Origin of the sequence: Methanolobus sp. ZRKC4, from assembly GCF_045291305.1 — an archaeon.
Taxonomy (GTDB): Archaea; Halobacteriota; Methanosarcinia; order Methanosarcinales; family Methanosarcinaceae; genus Methanolobus.
Window position 1 is genome coordinate 1,684,859 of record NZ_CP146983.1, and the last position, 21,611, is coordinate 1,706,469.

General features: G+C 39.1%; 14 protein-coding genes and 1 pseudogene. 5 read left to right on the forward strand and 10 right to left on the reverse strand.

Translation table 11 applies throughout. The features are described from left to right. Positions 1 to 274: 274 nt before the first annotated feature. On the forward strand, positions 275 to 1,384 hold the full coding sequence (gene rsgA / locus V7O67_RS08765) for a ribosome small subunit-dependent GTPase A (RefSeq protein WP_342305210.1): 1,110 nt from the start codon (positions 275 to 277) through the stop codon (positions 1,382 to 1,384). Between the two features lie 167 nt (positions 1,385 to 1,551). On the opposite strand, the gene ltrA is transcribed toward rsgA, so the two are convergent. From ltrA to V7O67_RS08780, 3 genes and pseudogenes are all read right to left on the reverse strand, one after another. After that, positions 1,552 to 3,084: a group II intron reverse transcriptase/maturase gene (gene ltrA, locus V7O67_RS08770; RefSeq protein ID WP_342304721.1), complete on the reverse strand. Its 1,533-nt coding sequence runs from the start codon at positions 3,082 to 3,084 to the stop codon at positions 1,552 to 1,554. 211 nt (positions 3,085 to 3,295) lie between these two features. Beyond that, a complete protein-coding gene (locus V7O67_RS08775; protein WP_406669888.1) occupies positions 3,296 to 3,439 on the reverse strand; it encodes a hypothetical protein in 144 nt (47 codons plus the stop codon). Between the two features lie 180 nt (positions 3,440 to 3,619). Beyond that, a pseudogene (locus tag V7O67_RS08780) lies at positions 3,620 to 3,721 on the reverse strand (IS4/IS5 family transposase); the annotation flags it as partial. Positions 3,722 to 4,240: 519 nt separating this feature from the next. Here V7O67_RS08780 and V7O67_RS08785 point away from each other — a divergent pair. Beyond that, positions 4,241 to 4,561, forward strand: coding sequence for an MTH865 family protein (locus V7O67_RS08785; protein WP_406669889.1), 321 nt, complete (start codon positions 4,241 to 4,243; stop codon positions 4,559 to 4,561). A gap of 787 nt (positions 4,562 to 5,348) precedes the next feature. Continuing rightward, positions 5,349 to 6,161: a GNAT family N-acetyltransferase gene (locus V7O67_RS08790; protein ID WP_342305207.1), complete on the forward strand. Its 813-nt coding sequence runs from the start codon at positions 5,349 to 5,351 to the stop codon at positions 6,159 to 6,161. 15 nt (positions 6,162 to 6,176) lie between these two features. On the opposite strand, the gene tnpC is transcribed toward V7O67_RS08790, so the two are convergent. Further along, positions 6,177 to 7,631 (reverse strand): IS66 family transposase, encoded by a 1,455-nt coding sequence (gene tnpC / locus V7O67_RS08795; RefSeq protein ID WP_406671451.1) that lies wholly within the window; start codon positions 7,629 to 7,631, stop codon positions 6,177 to 6,179. A 380-nt stretch (positions 7,632 to 8,011) separates the two neighbouring features. On the opposite strand from tnpC, the gene V7O67_RS08800 reads away from it, so the two are divergent. Beyond that, on the forward strand, positions 8,012 to 9,448 hold the full coding sequence (locus tag V7O67_RS08800) for a TrkH family potassium uptake protein (RefSeq protein WP_342305205.1): 1,437 nt from the start codon (positions 8,012 to 8,014) through the stop codon (positions 9,446 to 9,448). A 204-nt stretch (positions 9,449 to 9,652) separates the two neighbouring features. Continuing rightward, a protein-coding gene (locus V7O67_RS08805) for an IS1 family transposase (protein ID WP_342303728.1) occupies positions 9,653 to 10,335 on the forward strand; the annotation gives its coding sequence in 2 pieces (ribosomal slippage) (positions 9,653 to 9,979 and positions 9,982 to 10,335; 681 coding nt in all). Between the two features lie 85 nt (positions 10,336 to 10,420). Here V7O67_RS08805 and V7O67_RS08810 read toward each other — a convergent pair. The 6 genes from V7O67_RS08810 to V7O67_RS08835 all read right to left on the reverse strand — a co-directional run bounded on the left by V7O67_RS08810 (position 10,421) and on the right by V7O67_RS08835 (position 21,290). After that, positions 10,421 to 10,945, reverse strand: coding sequence for a hypothetical protein (locus V7O67_RS08810; protein WP_342305204.1), 525 nt, complete (start codon positions 10,943 to 10,945; stop codon positions 10,421 to 10,423). 291 nt (positions 10,946 to 11,236) lie between these two features. Next, the gene (locus V7O67_RS08815) at positions 11,237 to 12,826 is read right to left on the reverse strand and encodes a sodium:solute symporter (RefSeq protein WP_406669890.1); all 1,590 of its coding nucleotides are present in this window, start codon (positions 12,824 to 12,826) and stop codon (positions 11,237 to 11,239) included. After that, positions 12,826 to 12,942 (reverse strand): symporter small accessory protein, encoded by a 117-nt coding sequence (locus V7O67_RS08820; RefSeq protein WP_406669891.1) that lies wholly within the window; start codon positions 12,940 to 12,942, stop codon positions 12,826 to 12,828. Before V7O67_RS08820 ends, V7O67_RS08815 begins: the two co-directional genes overlap by 1 nt. Before the next feature lie 274 nt (positions 12,943 to 13,216). Continuing rightward, a complete protein-coding gene (locus tag V7O67_RS08825; protein WP_342305199.1) occupies positions 13,217 to 14,080 on the reverse strand; it encodes a methyltransferase domain-containing protein in 864 nt (287 codons plus the stop codon). Positions 14,081 to 14,212: 132 nt separating this feature from the next. After that, entirely contained in the window at positions 14,213 to 14,878 is a 666-nt protein-coding gene (locus V7O67_RS08830) for a hypothetical protein (protein ID WP_406669892.1), read from the reverse strand. 118 nt (positions 14,879 to 14,996) lie between these two features. Further along, complete coding sequence (locus V7O67_RS08835; RefSeq protein WP_406669893.1) at positions 14,997 to 21,290, reverse strand: RICIN domain-containing protein; 6,294 nt, start codon at positions 21,288 to 21,290, stop codon at positions 14,997 to 14,999. Positions 21,291 to 21,611: the final 321 nt, after the last annotated feature.

The window sequence follows — 21,611 nt, forward strand, 5'->3', positions numbered from 1 at the left end:
ATTCCAGTAAGAAACATATTTTGAAAGGATATCCTAATTTGCCAAGTAAAGGAAATGCTTCCAACAGCATTTCAAAAAACATAATTTTACTTATATACTACTTGGTTTTACTGCAAGGGTGAAAGAAGAAAATTTCCTATTAATTTGCATAATCGGAAAACTCAAAAGAAACCTGTCTATCAAATTCATTTTAATATTTCTCGCATATTTTGCTTCGATAACCCTATCATTTATGTCAAAATGTTTATCCGTAATAACATTCTGGATTAATGGTATGAATGATGAATACAGCAACAAAATGAGTGATATTTCAGATATCACCCTTATTCCCGGCTGGAACACTTCACTTGCATCTGCATTTTCAGCCTATAAAGGACCATATATTCCCGGCAGGATTGCAGCCCAACATAAGACAGTTTGCAATATCCTTACTGAAAATGGTGAGGTACAGGCAGCAATATCAGGGGCTATGCGTAAGGTCGGCAAGCAGCCGGTTGTCGGGGACTTTGTTGTACTGCTTGATCAAAGTGACATTAATTCATACACCATCGTGGACATCCTTCCACGAACTTCCTGTCTATCCAGAGGCTCTGCAGGCGAGTCCGGTGAAGAGCAGTTGATAGCTGCAAACATTGATACTATTTTCATCGTTACTGCTGTTGGACATGATCTTAACGTGCGAAGACTTGAAAGATATCTCACCATCGTTTATTCTTCCGGTGCAAGACCTGTTATTCTCATTAACAAGATTGACCTTGCTGAGAACCTGCCGGATGATCCCTCACAAACAATACAGGAAATAAAGGATATGGCTGATGATGTTCCGGTAATCACTCTCAGCGCCCTCTCAAAGACAAATCTGGAAAAACTTGAACCTTTTATGAACACCGGTGAAACAATAGCACTCATCGGTTCCTCAGGAGTTGGTAAATCCACACTTACCAATGCGTTTTTCGATCACGATGTCCAGAAGACATTAGATGTCCGTGAGGATGACGATAAAGGGAAACACACAACTACTGTCAGACAGCTTTTCATCCTCCAAAACGGCACAATTTTCATTGACAACCCCGGTATCCGTGAGATACAGCTTGGCGATTCATCTGATGGTCTCGACAGGACATTCTCCGATATTACTGAACTTGCTCAAAACTGCCGTTTCAAGGATTGCACACATCGGAATGAGCCACATTGTGCCGTTAGGAATGCAGTGGATGAGGGAATTATCACGCAAGAACGATTTGATAGCTACCATAAGCTGAGCAATGAACTGGCTTTTCAGGCAACTAAGGCTGAGATAGGGTTGAGAGGGGTAGAAAAGAAGAAATGTAAAGGAATAGCAAAGGGAGCAAAGAAGTATCTGGAAGCTAAGAAGGAGTGGTAGGAAGGTTGAGTGCAGGCAAAGGAAATCATTTGAGTTTGACAAGCCTGCATTGTTTGATTCCAATACTTGTCGAATAAGAAAGAGCGATTACTCGCCCTCCCTCTTCTAAGAACCGTACGTGAAAATTTCTCTTCATACGGCTCAAGCATTCTATAACCCTTTAAGTATCAGGCAGTTGTTAGACTTTCCATGATATTTTGCTTCGACGCCACTAGTTTCTGTTTTCTCAGATAGCTTATTCTCCATTTAAAGTATTCTTTGTCTACATATGGGTTCTTATCCATTTTTATGCGTGGATGTCTTACAATCTTTGTATGTGCAAAAGATTTGAGTTTAAGCCCTTCTGTGGAGAATACCCATTTCCTTGACCCTACCCTATGCCAATATCTATCTACTATCCAGTGGTGTGATTTATCTGGATGCCGCCTTTTAGCCCACGTCCATAGCATATCCCATAATCTGGAATCAAGCTTACTGAACGTATTTTTAGAGACAACTGAACGGTGATATTCGCTCCATCCAGTGATAATAGGGTTGAGTTCCTTAATGAGAGAACTCTGAGACCGAGCTTTACCTTTCTTAATCACGTTGCTAATGCTTTTTGTGATATTCTCAATAGATTTGTTCGAGGGCTTGGTTAGAAGTTTACCATTATATTTCCGGAAATTCCATCCCAAGAAGTCAAATCCATCGTCTATGTGTGAAACAAGAGTTTTCTCACGAGATAGTTCTAAACCCCTATCTTTCAAGAATAGTCTGATAACCTCAGCAATATCTTTAGCCACTTCCTCTGAATCAGCAGTGACGATAAAGTCATCTGCGTATCTCACAAAATTGACTTTATGGGAATTATAACTTTTTTTGTTAATAGTTCCCTTCCTGTTTGTATGATATTTGCATGCTATTGCATTTTTCATACCGTCCAATGTGATGTTTGCCAGTACTGGAGATATTATTCCACCTTGAGCAGTACCTGCTTTGGTGGGATTCAGATGTCTATTATACACAAAACCAGCTTTAAGGAATTGCTTTAGTATTGACCGGTCCATAGGAATATTGTTCAAGAGCCATTCGTGATTTATATGATCAAAGCATCCTTTTATGTCGCCTTCCAAAATCCATTGAGCAGAGTTTCTTTTACTCAGACATGCGAACAATTGAGCTTCTGCATCTTTTGAACTTCGATATTTACGGAATCCAAATGATGTTCTGTCTGCTGTGGTTTCTGCTATTGGGCTTAAAGCAAAAGCATATAATGCCTGCATTGCTCTATCGTACATTGTAGGAATGCTTAATGGTCGTTTTTTCTTCTTTCCTTGTTTCTCAATATAGATTCTTCTCAATGGTTTAGCTTTGTAGCTCTTACCAGACAGTTCTAGAACGGCTTTCATCTTAGATTTGGATGTTGTCCATTTTTCTCCATCGATTCCAGCTGTTCTTTTACCTTTGTTCTGTGTTACTTTCTTTACTGCCAATAATTTGGCATGAAAAGAATTGGTAAGCAGGTATTGTAGTCGTTTAACTAAATGCCACTTCTTTTGTCTAACCGCTTTTACAATTCGGGCTTGCAGCTCATTAACGTTCCCTTCGACTGTTTTCCAGTCGATGTCCTCCCACTTGAATGGGATTGAATTGTCTGCAAGCCTCTCACCTGATGGTGTAGTCGAGTATCTTGCATTCATAAGTTTGCCTCCTTTCATGTAATAGAACACCTACGGTAAGTCTGCTCCCTTTCGGGACAAGGCAAATTTTGAACCTCTATGCACTCCATTACAGACTGCCATTTGCTTTCTACCGTTTCCTTTATCCCCTGTGCTATTGTTCATTCTCACGAATTAACTACCTTTTTTTTTTTTTTACAGGAGCACATGGGACTTACCAAGTTCTATAATATGAATAATCACGGAAACCTTAGAAGCCATCTATAGGCCGGGAATCTGTGTCCATTCTCCATAATGTGCAAAAAACCATTATGGCCTGATTCCATACCTTTTGGTCTAAGCGTATCATTCCATTTCGCTTATCAATCATAACGACCCTTACGATGATTTGCATTATACTCTTCATAGTTTCCTTATCCTAGCAGATAGTCAAGGATTGGAATTCCTTGCTTTCCACATTGTCCTGTGAGCTTAACACAATGATGTTACCATTCTATGCATCCCACAGTAGGATTATCCCGAATGGAAGGAATAGCTGTTAAGCAATTCATATTGTAACTTCTTGTCACACTTTTGCTCTGATTTCTTCCCCATATTTTCTTTTCAGAACAGAAAACATCGTTTCTACCAGATTTCTGTTATGATATAATTCCTCATCAAATTCACATAGCATTTTCTACGGTATATCATTAAATCAAAGATTTAATGGGAGTTCCATATTTCTAATCTGGGACAAATACAATTATCCCTTTGTGTTTTCTTTAGCAAGTAATACTTAGGGGCTTTATCTTTTTAAATTATTATGCTGAAATAAAACATGAGGTGGGTTTTTTACACAGTCTACTTATTATGGGTATTTAAATACCCCTTTATTTCCAGTGCAAATTATACTACGGAAGATATTTAATTGTGTGTTTAAGTACTTATTAGACAAGCCATTAAATCAAATATTTAATGGGAGTTCCTGATTTTTAATCTGGAACAAACACAATCATCCTCTTTGTGTTTTCGTTAGCAAGTAATACTCAGGAGATTTATCCTTTTAAATTATTATGCTGAAATAAAATATGAGATAGTTTTTCTACACAGCTAAATTTATACGCATGCTTTATGAAGGTATGTTATAAGACTTTAAGAGTCACAAGGGTTACCCGGCTGTACTTGGTATAGTGCAGTGCCGCTTAAGTATATATGAATGACTGTTCTATTATCTATTGTGGTTCTATCTTCCGGAAGACAGGCAGCCATATATGAAACCCTCAAAGGAGACAACAATATGAGCGTAAAAGAAGATATCCATTCACAGATCGTTGGCGGACTTGCAGATGCGACATTCCCTATTAACACACCTGAAGATTTACTTGCAGCATTTCCTGCAGGTGCAGACACCACATGTAAGTCCGGAGATGTCGAAATAACTGCAGGGGAGGCAGGAAAACTTCTTACAGCAGAAGACTTCCCAATTGAAAGTGCAAAGCAGATTGCTGACATCCTCGTTGAAAGAGCAGGGCTATAAGTTCCCTTTCTTTTCTTCTCCAGTTCTAAAAATCAATTGTTAAATATCCTTTTTGATCTCAAGCAAATCCAGGGTTTCTGGATTCCAGATTAATTATTTATAATTCTTAGATTTGCTGTTTTTACTAGTTTTGCTTCCTAAGCAGTAACTATTCAGCCTGATAAAAACGCTATCAATAACAATCTTGACAAAAAGTTGAAACGTAAATTTCATTAGGATCATTTATTTTGATTGTTGCTATTGATTGCTTTTTTGATTGTTAGATTGTTAGTGAGCAGACATCTCTATTTCGATGAAATCAGTACCAATAGGCAAATCGTGCCAGGCTGAATAGTTACCCTAAGCAATGCAATTTAAAATGAACTTTCATAGCAAACGGCTTCATCCCCTCTCCCCCCACACCCCCCTCACCCCTTTTTTTTACATGAGTCCCTGTAGTAGACGACTTCTCTTCCCTTCTTCCACTTCATGTAATACAAATTTCATTTAGAGAATCCATTATCTTCCATAAACATAGTTACTAAAATCAATACTCTTTTCTTACCAACAAGATACTGGACCAATTTCTTAGCTTTCAGTAGAAATATAACTCAAAATGATTGATTTTTTAAAATGATTCTGAAGCTAATGCCCACTAGAAACTTTGAAGAAAAAATAAGATGAAAAGCAATTTAGTTTCAGTGCCCATTTCAAGTATAGGTTGAGGGCATGGGGGGTTGAAGTTTCTCAAAGTTGAACAAAGATAAGCAGGAAAATATATCTGTCATTAAGCACAAGCCACATGCTCATGTTTCAAATTAATAAAATAGATAAAGAATCTATCAAAGAATTGACAGATGCTTATTACACAAATATTACTGCTCCAATGGATGATATGTGGGAATCTGGTATTATTCCAGATGGCGATTTTTATACAATAGAAAGAGAAGATGTACTTGGTTATTTTGTAGTAGATGCTGACAATACTCTAATGCAGTTCTTTATAAAAGGAGAGTATGAGAACGAAGCTCCGAATATATTTGAATTCATAAAGGATCAAAAAAAGATCAATAAAGCTTTTGTAAGTACTTATGAACCAAGATACCTGTCATTGTGCTTAGATAAGAATTATGGTGTTGAAATTAATTCTATTCTGTACACTGAAATGAAAGCTGTTGAATTCAAGAAGCCTCTGGAGTCAATTAGCTCTGAATTTGCGAAGATGGAAGAGCTAGATGAAACATTAGCATATTTTAAAGATAAAGTAGGCATTGAGGGAGATTGGCTCGTTGCATATCTTAAATATGTAATATCTGATCAGAGAATAGTTCTCTTTAAGGTTGGAAACGAGATCATTGGGACTGGTGAAATGAGACCCAGCCATAGTAGTGAATCCTATGCAAATATTGGAGTGACTGTATCAAAGGATTATAGGAAGAAGAACATTGGAACATATATATTGTCACATATGAGAATCTTAGCCAATGAAAAAGGATTAAAAGCAATCTGCTCTACAACTATAGACAATATCGCTTCTCAGCGTACAATTGAGAAAAGTGGTTTCGGTTCTTACCATAGAATATTGGTAACTATTCAGCCTAGCTCACTTCCACCAAGCTGATTTCTTCATCCACGATCAATTCTGCAACTTTGAAACAAATGAATTGCCATAAAATATTGCACTAATTGCATCGATAACAGATTCAGAATTCTTATTAACAGTAGACACGTATCCTCTTATACGGCAGAAATTTTTTGCACCCTGTTCACTGCGGAAAGTACCTGATATCTTCTGCTGTACTTTCGTCATTCTGATCTCTCTTTCAGCCTGATTGTTATCAAACGGAACGTTTTGGTCGTACATAAATCGCAAGATATCCTCTTTATGGCCAATAAACCTATCCAGCAAATTCTTTACCGTGGTCTGCTTCTTACGTCCTCGTTTTTTAGACCGCACATTTGATTCCGGATCAGGAGGATTTTCATTCACTCCTAAACAAGTTATGTGATCATAATCCTCACTGAACCTTTGAATTAGCTCAGTATCTAAAAGATCATTATCAACATGATGTTTAATGCATATCAAGAGATCACTCATTATCTTTGGCCACTGTTGATCCCTGTTTTCGGAAGCTCCAGTTAACTCTCGTAATAAATGTGCATTACATAATGAATGTTGACATTCATATTTGTTGTACGGTTTCCAAAAATCATGTGTTGCAACACCAGTGTAACCTGGTAATATGCCCATAGCATCCATTGCTTCTGAGCCCCTTTTACGATGTGCAAAATAATAGGTCAGTTTGTCTGTACCTGCCACATGAAGCCAATTACGAACTGCATTTATTCTCATTCCTGTTTCATCCAGATTGATGACAGGAGATTCTTTCAGGAGATGTTTCACTGTATTTTCAAAAGCTCCAAGCTTCTCAAAACAACTACGTTCCGTGTTCACCAAAGTAGCAGGACTTATCTTGCATCCCAAAATATCAGAGAACAACTTGGTAACACGCTGATAAGGAAGTAATTGGTAAGTGTGCAAATAAACTGCAAATGACTTAACTCGATGACCGTATTGAGTCGGCTGAGTTACACCATCTGGAAAAAGAGCTTTGTTTACATGAGAACATTTGGGACATGTTTTAATCTCGCAACGATGTTCAATGCAATTGATAGTTATAGGAGGAATGTCAAAGACCTGTCTTCTTTCATAGTCAGAGGGAACAGAAGCTAACGATCTCCCACAATTGACGCATTGATTAACAGGATGAACAATAACTTCATCCGGATCATCATTTATTCTTAATGTAGTACCAGGATGACCGTTTTGACCACCTACATGCTTATTGGTCTTTTTTCTTTGACTTTTAACGGTTGGTTTATTCCGTGCATAAGAATCAGTAGAAGGTGGTTTGCTACTGTTGCGACTATTCTTTTCAAGCATTTCTTCCAAATGCCTGACACGCTCTTCAAGTTGTGCAATTTGGAGAGATTGATGTTCAATTATCCCAAGTAATCGAGTTACAAGTTCTACTACTGCTTCTGGACCAGCTTCATAAACTGCAAGTATTTCTTCGCGGTCTATACAAATCCCCTCAGATTGATAGACGTTTTTTATGATATTTTACTGAATATTTTTTAACACATAGAATGAAGCCATAGTATATTGTTTTTTGCATCATTAAAACAGTCAGGCTGAATAGTTACGAATATTGATTGTAAAATTGAAATAATTATTGAGGCTTGAATATAGCAGTCCTTCCCGAATTGAAGTATATGTTAAATATAGCTATAAATCAATAATCAAATGGGGTAAAAGAATGACAGGCAAACGTGCAACTCAGAAGGTAATGTTCAGGGACGTCATGGTTATTGTAATATTAATGATTGCTATGTTCTTTATTGCAATAATCCTGGAATCTATGTAAAAATGAGCTTAAAATGGGACGCTAATAAGGTTGTGTGATTGGTTTGAGATCTCGCGTGGTTCTGGGAGTATTGGGTCCAATTATCTGGTTGCTTGCCGGATTTATGATCATACCGCTGATCGTTGCTTTGTATTATGGGGAACCCCTGCACATTTTCATTATTCCTTTCATTTGCGCAGTAGTTATTGCTTATATTTTGACATTGTTTTTCAAAAGACAGGATGAAGAATGGAATCTAAAGGAAGGATTTTTTATTGTGGCAGCAACCTGGCTTATTGCAGCACTGCTTTATTCGTTTCCCTATATCCTGGAAGGCGTACCTCCGATAAATGCTTTATTTGAATCCATGTCCGGGGTTACAGCTACAGGAGCTACTGCACTTCCCGATATTGAGAGCCATACCAAAAGCCTGCTGTTCTGGAGAAGTCTGACCCAATGGCTTGGAGGCATGGGAATCATTATGTTGTTCGTTGCTATTCTCCCAAAACTTGGAGTTGGAGGGAGGCAAATGTTCCGTGCGGAGGTTCCGGGGCTTCAGGAAGAAAGACTGCGCCCGAGGATAAGGGAAACTGCAAAGATCCTGTGGCTCGTTTATATCGTGTTGTCCATTGTGGAATTTATTATCCTGATGATCGCAGGATTGTCTCCGTATGATTCTATCACCCATACATTTACATCTATCTCATGCTCTGGTTTTTCTCCTTATGCAAACAGTATAGCAGCTTTTGGTAATCCTCTGGTAGAGGGTATTCTTGTTGTATTTATGTTCCTTGGGGGAGCAAACTTTGCCCTTCATTATAAAACGATATTTACTGATAGAAAAAGCCTGATAAGAGATCAGGAATTCAAGTTCTACCTTTTTATAATTGTGTCTGCGACCCTTGTTCTTGTTTATGAGCTCTTCAGAAACGAAGTTTATTCTATTACTGATGCTTTCAGATACAGTATTTTTCAGGTCATTTCTATTCTGACAACTACAGGCTATGCTACTGTGGATTTTAATCTCTGGCCGGATTCTCCAAGATTCATACTCTTTTTGCTAATGTTCATAGGGGGTTGTGCAGGTTCTACTTCAGGCGGTGTGAAAGTAGTGCGCTTGCTTCTTCTGCTAAAATATACCCAGAATGTTCTTTACAAGACTATTCATCCAAAAGCTGTCATACCTATCCGCTTTAACAATAAAACAGTGCCAGAAGAGATTATCCATTCTATAGTGTCCTTTTTGGTAATATATGTCCTAATCTTCGCTGCCAGCTCAACCCTGCTTTCCATGATGGGTATGGATTTCATAACTACCCTGAGCGCCTCCATTGCAACCCTTGGTAATGTAGGACCAGGTCTTGGTCTTGTAGGCCCAATGGCAAGTTTTGATAATATACCGGACCCGGGTAAGTTGATCCTCATCGCCAACATGTGGATCGGAAGGCTTGAGGTGTTTACAGTCATAGTACTGCTGACACCGACTTTTTGGAAACACTGAGGAGAATATGTGTAAAGGGCACATTGCATTGTATGAAGAAGTGTGCTGAAGGTGATAAGTCATTTAGCCTGAATTCTCATGTTAGGGAGAGGTTGGGGATGTGGGAAGGTCTTTGATAAAAATATTGGACAAAAAATAGGCAAGTTCCTTTTTTGGCTTTGGTAATTAAACATCGTTATATAATATGATGGCCTCTTTTTATATATGAATTGTCCAAAGTGTAAGAGTTCCAGTCATAAGAAGAACGGTAGGATTGATGGTCGACAACGCTACAAATGCCATGATTGTGGATACAACTATTCAGTAGATATAAAATCCACCGCTAGCCCCGTATCTGTTAAGCGACAGGCTTTACAACTCTATCTGGAGGGGTTGGGATTTCGTTCAATTGGACGTTTTTTGGGCGTTAGTCATGTTTCTGTTCAAAAATGGATTCGAAAATTTGGTAGTGAATTAGAGGATCTAAAAAGTGAAAATGAGATTTCTGTTGTGGAATTGGACGAGATGCATACTTATATTGGGAATAAAAAAACTACTGCTGGATATGGATTGCTGTTGATAGATATGGGAAGAAATTCATCGATTGCTCTTTTGGCAGCAGAGGAACAAAAACAGGACAAAAACTCTGGAAAAAGTTAAAGACAAAAGAGGTTGGGGAAGTAATGACGGATTATTGGAGGGCATATGCCAAGTTAGTCCCCAGAAACATCCATACTCGATCAAAAGCAGAAACATATACTGTTGAAGGATACAACAGCATATTTAGGCATTTCCTGGCAAGACTAAGGAGAAAGTCAAAGTGTTATACTAAAAGTCTTGAAATGCTAAAAATCTCCGTTTTGCTCTTGATGAAATATAGGAATAAAGAACTAGCTATGTTTAATTAACAATGCCAAATTTTTAAAAGAAATATTTTCTCTACAAAATGCCTTTTCTTTTCTGGAGCTTGTTTTTCAATTTTATTAAAATATTCTAAATCAAAAAATTAAGAGAACTTGCAAAACTTTCTACACCATATTTGTCTAAAATTGAAAACTCATGTTCTATAGACTGACCACCGGTATTGTATATTGTAAAACCTGTAGTATAACTATTAAGGATAGCAAATAAACTTAAAAGTGAAAGAATACCCAAAAGTCCTGCAATAAGTGCAGATATAAAAAACATACCCTCTATTGAAGAATTAAAAGTTAACTTTATTCCAAGTGAATTTAAAGATGTAACTACAATTAATATTAATGAAATGCAAAGAAAACCCACAAGCAGTCTATCAAGATGAAATTTGTTGGAAGTAGTCACAGATGCTATTGTTTTTAAAGGCTGAGTGATTTTTGTTGTTCCCATTGGTATACTATTAAATGCAATTGTAGTAGGCTTTTTTACAACCAAACTACTATTTGTTAACCAATAATTTGCTTTAATCCAAAACAGAAAAATATTAATTCGGAACACAAAAGAATATAACACAGTTTCATTGTTACTAAATGGATTATTCATGTGGCCACCTTAAAATCATTACTAAGTATATTTAGATATTCATATAAATAGATTGTTATTTTACAATTGTGCTTTTTTTGAGCACAATTTATATCTCCTTCTCAATATGCGGCAATCAAAAATCAAATCAAAGAAACACACCAAGATACATCTTACGATGCGCATTAACCAGAATAGTGATTCACATTATCTCAAAAACGAAATTCTCATTTCCAATCCAAAAAATAAAAAAAGACATGTCAATCAACTAAACTCGTTGATTGACCACCTCTCCAAAAAAGACAGGTAGTATTATTCTCTCTTAAAGCACAGTTCAATATGTTCTTTCGGTTCAGGTTCTGTCATGAGGCTCACTGCTATGGCAACAATAATGGCTAGTGGTGTAGCGACAAGTATCGGGTCAATTACTGTCCAGGTACCCGTAAGTATGGTATCCACACCGAACAGGGCTTTACTGATTCCCAGGGCACTCGCTTCTTTTGCATGCACGAATGTAAGCCATAAAAGACTACTGAAAGTTCCGACAAGCAGGCTAGCTGTTGCTCCCTGTCTGTTCATACGCTTCCAGAAGAGTGCTCCTGTGTACATAGGGAGAAACGCAGCGGCGCAGATTCCGAAAAATATCGCTGTAGCCCGGGCGATTATTCCGATAGGGAGAATATAAGCAAGTACTACACTGATGAGTATGGTTGTTGCTATTCCCGCTCTCGTGATACTTATTGTTTTAGATACATTTCCTTTCATTAAGAATTCCCTGTAAAAATCATGTCCAATTGCTGTTCCCATTGTATGGAACTGGGAGCTCAATGTTGACATGGCTGCTGCAAGCAATGTCAGGAGGAAGAATATCACAAAATAGTCGGGCATGGCACTGTTGATGTACTCAGGCATGATTACATCAATGTTACCGCCTGCAGCCTCCAGTGATATCATACCTCTTGTGTCCAGGAAGTAAACATTTGAAAGTGCACCTACAACGTAGGCAACTCCTGCCATCATAAAAATGAAAGGTCCTCCTGAGAGCACAGCTCTCTTGAGTGAGCGTGTATTTCTGACAGTCATGAACCTTACCGCAAGCTGTGGCTGTGCAAGCACACCAATTCCAACACCGAGTATTATCGTGGAAAAAAGTGTCCACCAGACGGGTGAGCCGAGCTCGGGCATAGAGGTCCAGCCAGTGTGTCCTATGGCTGCCAGGTTCTCAGGTACGAGGTGAGCCATGTCGGTAAGCGACTGGTGCGCTTCCACGACACCACCAAGTTTAGAGTAAGTAAGAACGAAAAGGATGGCCATACCGATAAACATCAGCCCTCCCTGAAGGGCGTCGGTATACATAACGGCAATGAGTCCGCCTGTTATAACGTAAGCAGCTACTATCGCTGCAAGAATAAGTACTGCACTGTTATATTCGATATTCAGGGCAGTTTCCATGAAACGTGCTCCTCCTATGAGGACACTTCCTGCATACAAGGGCATGAAAATAGTTATCAGTGCACCGGCAAAACCCTGTATGAAACGTGACTGGAACCTCCTCCCGATAAGTTCGGGAAATGTGACTGCCCCAAGATTGACGCCCATGCGCCTGGTCCTTGATCCGAAAAGCACGAATGCTATGAATATACCTACGAAGATATTCATGAAAACAAGCCAGAGCACGCCCATGCCGAAGGCTCCGGCATATCCTCCAAAACCTATGATGGCAGAAGTGCTTATAAACGCCGCACCATAAGAGAATGCAAGTACGAAAGGATTGACCTTCCTTCCGGCAAGCATGTAATCGTCAGTATTTTTTGTCTTTTTATATCCAAGCCAGCCGAAGTAGAAAACCACCATCAAATAGGCAAGCACGGCTATTCCAAGAATAGGTGTACTGACAACCATCAGTTACCCTCCTCTTCATCGTTCCAGTGTATCAGGCCATATACTATACATCCTATTGCGCTCAGGAAGCACAAAACATATGCAATCCATATTTGTGGGTCGTCTATACCTAACATTTTTCGGTCCCTTGAAATTTTAATGCTATTCGTTAGCACGAAGCATATTTTAAACTTTCGATATTATTCAGGAATACGATGCCTTTTTTTAATGGCACAAGCTATAAATAAAAATGATTCATACTAAATTTAGTGTTAAAAACACTATGCATTTGTAACACTATTGTGCAATCAGGAAAAAACAAAAGTTCCAGATGGTTTACCTCTTCATGGAAAAAGAATTGCACATCTGTTTTTATTGCGGGTGTGAGACACCCGTTCCTCCCTTGTTTTTTTACTTCAATCTGGCACTTACAAAAATAGCCCTGTTTATCTGTTCTGTCTCAACAGCAAAACCAGCATTTTCAAAATGGTCTACCCAATCCTGTATGCCTCTTTCAATCCCATGATGATGATCCAGAGGTTCAACAGCAAGGACCTTTCCTTCTCTGGCAATCACTCTTTTTACTTCGGAAAGGGCTTTTGGTATATCGTCAAGATGGTGAAGCATGAAGAAACAGGTTACAATCTCAAATTCTCCATTAGCAAATGGGAGTTCATAGGCACTGGCTGATTTGAAGAATGTATTTTTAATATCATATCCAATAGCACTCAAACGGCACTGTTCCATAGTTTTTTCCAGAAGGTCGATTCCTGTGACCTTTGATTCAGGATTCATCCTTGCCATTTGCAGTGTAACACTGCCAATCCCACATCCTACATCAAGTATTGTCTTCCCCTTTGCTTGCGGAAGTGCTACTTCCATTGTCTGCTTCTTAAGTATTTCCATCTCAGCAGAGGGAAAATCTGCTTCCTGACTGTCAAAAGTAGTGTACGGTAAGATTCCATATACAGAAGAGTTGTTTGCAGCAAAAAGACCTTTGAAGTATATCTTATTTTCATGTACTTTTATAAGCTCAACAACTGAAACTCCCGCATCCCTGCAGAATCTTCTGTTCCACTCTTTCCTTTTTTCAGGGAATTCCATTTTAAGAGAATCATGGACTACAATGTAATGTGAATATTCTTCATAGAGAAGTTCTTGTGCATCTGTTTTGTCCAATTCAACAATACTCACGCTTTCTTTCCAGAGTGCAAGAAGCTGCATTGTCTTCTCATCTGCAAAATTAGATACCTTTCCTATAGGTTTGAGTGACATATGCTTCAATTGTACTTTTCAGATATACTTTTAGTGGTTTGTTGGGTGTTCTATATCCCAAAATATGTTTAGGCTCATCCTATCATAATGTAGTTCAGATCATAAACAATATTTCAAATGAAGTTTACATGATCAAATGATTGGCGCTTCAATGTCCATCTTCTCGTTGTAATTATATACATCAACCTGATTGTTTATTGTTACAGGAGACATCAGGCCCTGTACATTCATCATGAATTCAGTACGGCTTTCGATGGACATAATACGGTAACTGTCTCTATCAATAAGGTACCTTATGCTATATTCATTCAGACGTTCGTCTCCTTTAAGTTGCAGACCAGCTTTTTCTGCCTCCTGAAGCAATGTACTATTGTCTGGCAAGGCAGTGAGGATTAAATATGCATCTCCTCTTTCCATACTCAGATCAGTGGAATTTGCTAAAAGCAGGCTAGTTTGGGTTAACTGGTCATAGCTGTCCCATGTTTGCTGACCCAGTTTCCTTGTTTCCCAGGAAGCATCACTGTTCCTAAAATAAGCATTTTCGTCAATAATGATAATATCCATTGACTCTTTCATGGATCTCAATTTCACAGCCATCTTTCCATTTTTATAATCCACTGAGCCATTTCCTTTTATTAGAGTGAAAGATTCACCAAGCATTGAAATGTTACTGTGGATATCGAAGTGATAAGAGTCAGCATTCTTTGAATTATCAATAACCCTGCCTGCAAGTGCATAAGCATCGTTTATTTCCCTATGTTCAATATAATAAACTGTAAAAATGATCAAAATGCACATTATGGCTAGAAAAATAAGTAATTGTTTGTCTATTCGTTTTTTATCTGATAATGACAATTGAATCACCGTATTTTATGTGAATATATGCTCTACTTATGTGATATTGACCACTAAGCACTCATTCTTTTCTTTTTAAAACGATCAGATATGACAATAAGGCTATAATACCCACAAATGCCAGCCACATCAAATATCCCGGTATAGTTTTGTTTTTAGTCAAAGGAGTTTCATGTGGAACAGGGTATATTTTAGTTTCTTTAGGCGGAGTCTCAATATTGGTATCAGCATCCTCCTGGACTGTTCTGAACTTTGTCAGTGGCTCGGCATCTTCTGAATCGATGATACCATCACCATCGGTATCAGGGTTAAATGGGTCAGTTCCGATTCTGTACTCTACCGCATTAGACAACCCATCCAGATCAGAGTCAAGGGGACCGTCATCTTCTATTGTGACAGACCTTCCCGCGAGGGCAAAACTGGAGAGATGTGAAACTCTTGTCCATACATAGCCTTCAAAATTCTCACCATAGAGTCCAACATTGCCGGTGTTTACTCCTGAATCTGAGAGTTTAGTCCACCTGCCATTTACTTCATTCAGGTAATAGATGCACAGGGTATCCTCATCAATGTCATTTCTGTCAACGATGTCACCGTCACCGTTGCGGTCTAGGTCGCTGAAGCGATAATAGATTGTCAACAAAGTACCGTTAATGATATCGGTGGTTGCGTTTTCTACATTTTCACTCACTGTTATGTCAAGATACTTTCCAATAACATATTCTCCGGAAGGAAGTCCTGAGCCAGAGGACAATGGTTTTTCTGAAGAACCGGATCGTTTTAGCTCAATCCATGGGGTGACATTGGCATCAAGAACCACACCAATCTTTGAACCTGTCCTTTTTACAGAATCAATGGACTCAACAACAAAAAGATCCTTTTCTGCCTTGTATTCTACCAGAATCGAATTGCTGGAAGCAGTGACCTGCTTAGTCCTGAAAGCATCCAGTATCCTGCAATGATCATACATGTATGGTTCAGAAAGCATGACAACAGTTTGTGTTGTATTCCACACACCATATCTGACAGCTATCCTCTCATAAACAGAATCGATCATTTTTGGAAGTACATCACCATCGTTCCTGAGCACATCGTATGTAATATTGCCGGCTGTCCCATTCATTTTCTCAGGTCTGCCAAGGAGCAGAATATATGGTTCATCTGAATGGTTCATTAAAAGGTCATCTGCAGAATAAACAGTTATATTGGTATACTTGCTCAAAGTATCCAGCAGTTCTTCATTATCCTCGCTCATATCATATGCAACTGCAATATTCCTGACATTTGATATAACAGAATCCATATCAAGTGAATCATTAAGATTATCGCTGTCGGTATCTTCCAGCAGTGGATTTGTAGCAAAACTTATTTCCTGTGAATCTGTGTATCCGTCATTATCAGTATCTGGAGAAAGTGGATTTGTATTCATTTCCAATTCTTCAGGATCCTTCAAACCATCAAAGTCTGTATCATTTAACAAAGGACTGGTTCCTGTACCATGTACCTCATCACCATCAAGCAGGCCATCTTCGTCAGTATCCGGTACAAGTGGCTTTGAGCCGTAGATCATTTCGAGATAGTCAAACAGACCATCATCATCAGAATCCGGTTTAAGCAGGTTTGAACCAAATATAGTTTCCTCAAAATCTGTCAGGTCATCGTCGTCTGTATCTATCTTCAACGGGTTTGATGAAAGATTAAACTCGATTGAATCATACAGGCCATCGCCATCTGTGTCCGGCATTAATGGACTGCTTCCAAAGAATATTTCTGTACTATCATCCAGCAGGTCTCCATCGGTATCATAATTTGTCAGGTTGGTGCCAAGATAATATTCCGTAAAATCATTTAGATTATCGTTGTCGGTGTCTGAGTTTTCGGGATCTGAACTGCTGCTTGTCGTAAGATAGCACTCGGTATGGTCATCCAGTCCGTCAAAATCACTATCCTTGAATCGCGGATCGCTGCTTACGTGGACAGTGTGTGTACCTGAAAGATTGGTAATGGTTATAGGCCAGCCTATCTGTTCATTTATATCTATAAGGCCATCCTTGTCTTCATCCGCTCCAGAACTTACCCAGCCATTATCCCTGACAGGGTAATAGGTGGTATCAATGATTCCGATGATATCCCTATCCTCTTCAGCGGGTGCTGGCATGGATGCGTTCCATGTCTGGTAAAAGCGCAATTCAAAGATGTCAGTGTTGTTTGAAGCATTGAACTGCAAACTTGCAGACCCCAAAGTTTCATTGCCTATTTCAGGTGTACCATTGTATATTTCTTCATTTAATGTAGAATTGTCCATACTTGCGAACAACCAGCATCTTGAGGGTTCACCAGTAGAGTTTTCCTTTCCAATTATGCTGTAATCGATAACTGCTGTGATATTTGTTCCAGGATCGGTTATAATGCTACTGCCCATACCATTCAGGTCAACGTTGCTTACGTATGCTTTTGATGTGAAATTGAGGTCGTAGGCATCCTCAATACCGTTGCCGTTCGTATCCTTAGAGCGAGGGTTTAATCCTTTGAGGAATTCATTAAGATCATTCAAACCGTCATCGTCAGAATCATTATTTAGAGGGCTTGCCCAGACATGCTGCTCAAATGTCTCATCGTAGAACTCAAATTCGATATCCCAGCCACGATGTTCTTCAAAGTCATTGAGTTTGTCACCATCAGTATCCCATTTAAGGGGATCATAACCGTAGCGTAGTTCAAGTCCGTCTTCAAGTCCGTCTCCATCGGTATCTTTGTTAACAGGTATGGTTCCATATTCTATTTCATACCCATCGGAAAGACCATCGTTGTCAGTATCCCATCTCAATTGACTGGTACCATTGAGCAGTTCGTCAGGATTAAGGATGTCATCCCCGTCAATGTCATTAGAGTTAATAGCAGTCCAGAGGGAAAAATTTTCGATATCATTTGGCATCACATCAAAGTAGAGTGTAGATGGGTCTGCATCCGCAGTGCCTGTGTTGCTCTTCTGACTGCAATGCCATCCAAAGAGCCACCAGCATTTATCGTAGTAAACTCTATAGTTAGTACTAAGCCAGAATTCGAATGGGAAGTTAATGGCAGCTTCAGGCTGAACCCACAGATTTGCCTTATATTCAGTTTCCTTCCGTGAATTGCCAGAATAAGCAGTTGTGCCTTTGGTAGTGGAACTATCACTTGCAAGTGTGTTCGATGAAATGTACTTGTATTGAGGGCTAATATAGCTATTCTGGAGATTTGTAAATGAACCGCGAGAAGTTCTTGTAATGATGCCTTTAAAGTTACTCTCCAGTTCTATACGGTCACCTTCAGTTAGTCCATTGTAGGTCTGATCATTCACGCTTATGGAGGTATCTAGCATTTTCAGGTCCGCTTCTGTTTTAACCCTTACATCTGTGAAAAGTCCTATAAGCCACTCAAAGAACATCTGAGACCAGCCTTTGCCAAATATCCAGCCTACAATAAGGTCTGAAAGAACAATAAGCAATGCAATAGCCCACCCAACCACAGGTATCAAGGCTATAGCCCAAAGGGCAACTGCGTATGCTATCATCAATGTGGCATACAAAGTTCCTACGAATATACCGTATCCAGACCAACCTTCGCTAGCGGCTATTGACCAGAATGCATAGAAGGCGAGCACACCTACAACAATCCATCCAATAGTTGAAAGGATGCTGGTGAGCCTGTTAGCCAACCCCACGACACCAGTGCGTATTTTTGAGACCGATTCGGTCATTGCCTTCATAAGTTTCCAGTTTGTCTGACCAGCTATCTTTGCGAGTGGTTCAAGTTTGGTAAAAGTGATGAAAGAGTAGACTGCGGCTCCCCCTATAATGAGATTACAAATGAAGCTAACTGCCGATATTCCATAACTGTCGATAGTATCAAGGACCTGATTTCCTTCAGGGAAATTGAACTTTGTTTCAACGTCACCTGATTTAGTAACAGTTGATTCTCCAGTCTCCCAGGCGATCATCAAATTCATCATTGTTGCAAGTGTTTCACTGTCAAGACCTCTGGACAGTCCCCATTGCTGAACCTCATTCAGCATGTCTTCTGTTCCGATAGTTGTATTCGTACTGGTATTGTACCAGCTCATCTTCATGCTTTTTGTAGTTATCAAAGGCTGGTCATTCAGGTCGATATCAAAACTCGTTCCTGTAACATATGAACTGAAAGCCAGGTCATCCATTGCCCTGTATCGGAAATCATCTTCAAACACACCAATTATAGGAAGGATCATATCGACTGGTAAGGAAGACAATGCATCAGGCGTCATTTCAGTTGTTATGCTTGCCAGGGCCTCGTCCTGATGACTGGCAAAACCTATGTCCGAACTAATTGTCACATTATAATCGTTCTGCAATTTCTGAGGCATCTGGTCAAGAGCGGTCTGTTCTCGTAAATACGCATACGAAAGGACAAAGCCTGCTTCAAATGTGCGGTTCTTATCTTCACTGAAGAATACCCCGAAATCTGAACCATGGTTTTCTTCAACACTAAAACCGGTGAGCATGAAATTTTCATTATATTTTGCCAATGTGGTTGGCACAGATTCATATTCAGTGGTAATCAGGGTAAATGATTCCCATTCTTTCCTTTCATCTCTGTTGGAAACAAGTTCAGCTCCTCCCCCACCTTCTGAAGAGACATACTGATCATTATTAGCTTTCAAAGCTATCATACTATTTTCATTTTCAAGGTCTAAAAGATTAAATATCTCCCATTCACCAATCTCAGTGCTGTCTGCTATCAGTCCTTTCCCACCGCCTTCTGCTGCGTATACGTATTTACCATTAGGTGCTTTCAACGCAACTTTAGTGTTGGTGAGATAAACAATTTCAAACATCTCATCACTTGTGACAGCGGTGCTTCTGGCAACAAGTTTTGATGTTGCGTTATCCACTGACACATATTGACCTTTATAGGCTTGTAATGACATTTTCTTTGGTCTGTCCGTCAGTCCTCTGACCATCCACACAAGTTGTGACTGGGTGAAAGTGTCCATTGCCAAATCCTGCGGATAGAACATACGACCGTTCAGAGCAACGATATTTCCAAAGTCTTTCACAGGAGAGAGAGGGACATAGGCCTTGCCCAATGTTGTGACGATTCCGTAATCTTCAAGTGCGTCACGATCAGATGCAATTCCGCCTACAAGTTCGATTTCCCAGAGTTGTTGGTCAGTTTCCTGACATGAGTTCTGGAATATACTACCATTAATTGTGGGATTTACTTCAAGGCATTTTCCACTGTGTTTGGCTATAAGTTTGTAGAGCCCATCGTTATCCAGTTCCAGTTCCCAGAGCTGGTGTTCCTCACCGGTGTAATTGCCTACAGTAACATTTGCCATCTCATCCTGGCTGGCATTGGAAACTTCAAGGCATTTGCTATTGTTCATGGAAATTATTTTGTAGTAATTATCATCTGTAGATTCCAGTCTCCACAACTGGTAGTCTTCACCACTATAATTTCCCGTAGTGACATTTACCGTATTATCTTGACTGGCATTGTGGATTTCTATGCAATCCCCACTATCACGAGAAACAATTTTACAGTCGACAGGTACGGTGAGTTCGAGCATTGGTGTGACAGTAACATCATTTTCCGAACTGTTGAGGTCTTTCATCGTTGACCGATAGTCATCGGGCCAATCCCAGCTTTGTGCAATCAGGTTAAGATGCTCCGGATTATCAGGTCTTATCTGAAAATTCAGATAGGTGGGATTTCCACTTGATTTAATATTGAAATCAAAGCTCTCATTTGACATGGATTTTGAAAAAGGCGAGATGTCCAGAGCATCAATTACTCCATCATTGTCATTATCAAGGTCCCATGCGTTTGCAAAACCGTCGCCATCTATGTCTAAGGAAGAAACATTATGAACCTCAAAATAATCAGCAAGTCCATCATCGTTAGAATCTGCTTTCAAGGGATCAAGGTCGTTGTTTACCTCAAAAAGGTCGTCCAATTGGTCAAAATCGGAATCAGTATTATTAATATCAGTTCCCAGAACCAGTTCTACAGAGTCAGGGATACCGTCACCATCGTTGTCTGGACCATATTTTGCCTGGTTTGGGTCAATATCTGAAAAATCAGTTGTGAGCGGTTTAGGTCCTGAAAAGCTTTCATTATTTTGTGCGTCACTTGAATTGTTTGGTATCGCAGCCATTAAATTATCGATATCTATTCCGGGATCATGCTGGTTGGCAAAGGCAATAGATTGAGCCACGGTTTTTAAAGCAGAGATATCAGAGGGCGTTATAGTTTTTGATTCAATAGTTGAATTAAAAAAGTCATCATTGCTAGATGCAGCTAACGCTGGATAAGTGCTTGATCCTATCAGTAGCATAATTGTGCATAGTACAAATAGCTGAAGAGCTTTTTTGTGATAAACACAACACATTCTGGCTATTTTAGTAGCCATAGCGTTTAGTTTAACCCCCGTTAAAACTTTGTCAATTACTTAATCATTTAAGTATCAATGTATATTAACCTTCCGAAAAAGTTCTAATTGTTCATAACCGCATATATATATTTCCAATAGAATGACCTTTTGCTCGGTAGAAAATTAATTTTATATTTTATCCATACACAACAAGTTTCTATAAAAATCCGCACGACAATATCTATTTTTACAGAGGTTATACTTCTATAATTATAGAATGCTGGA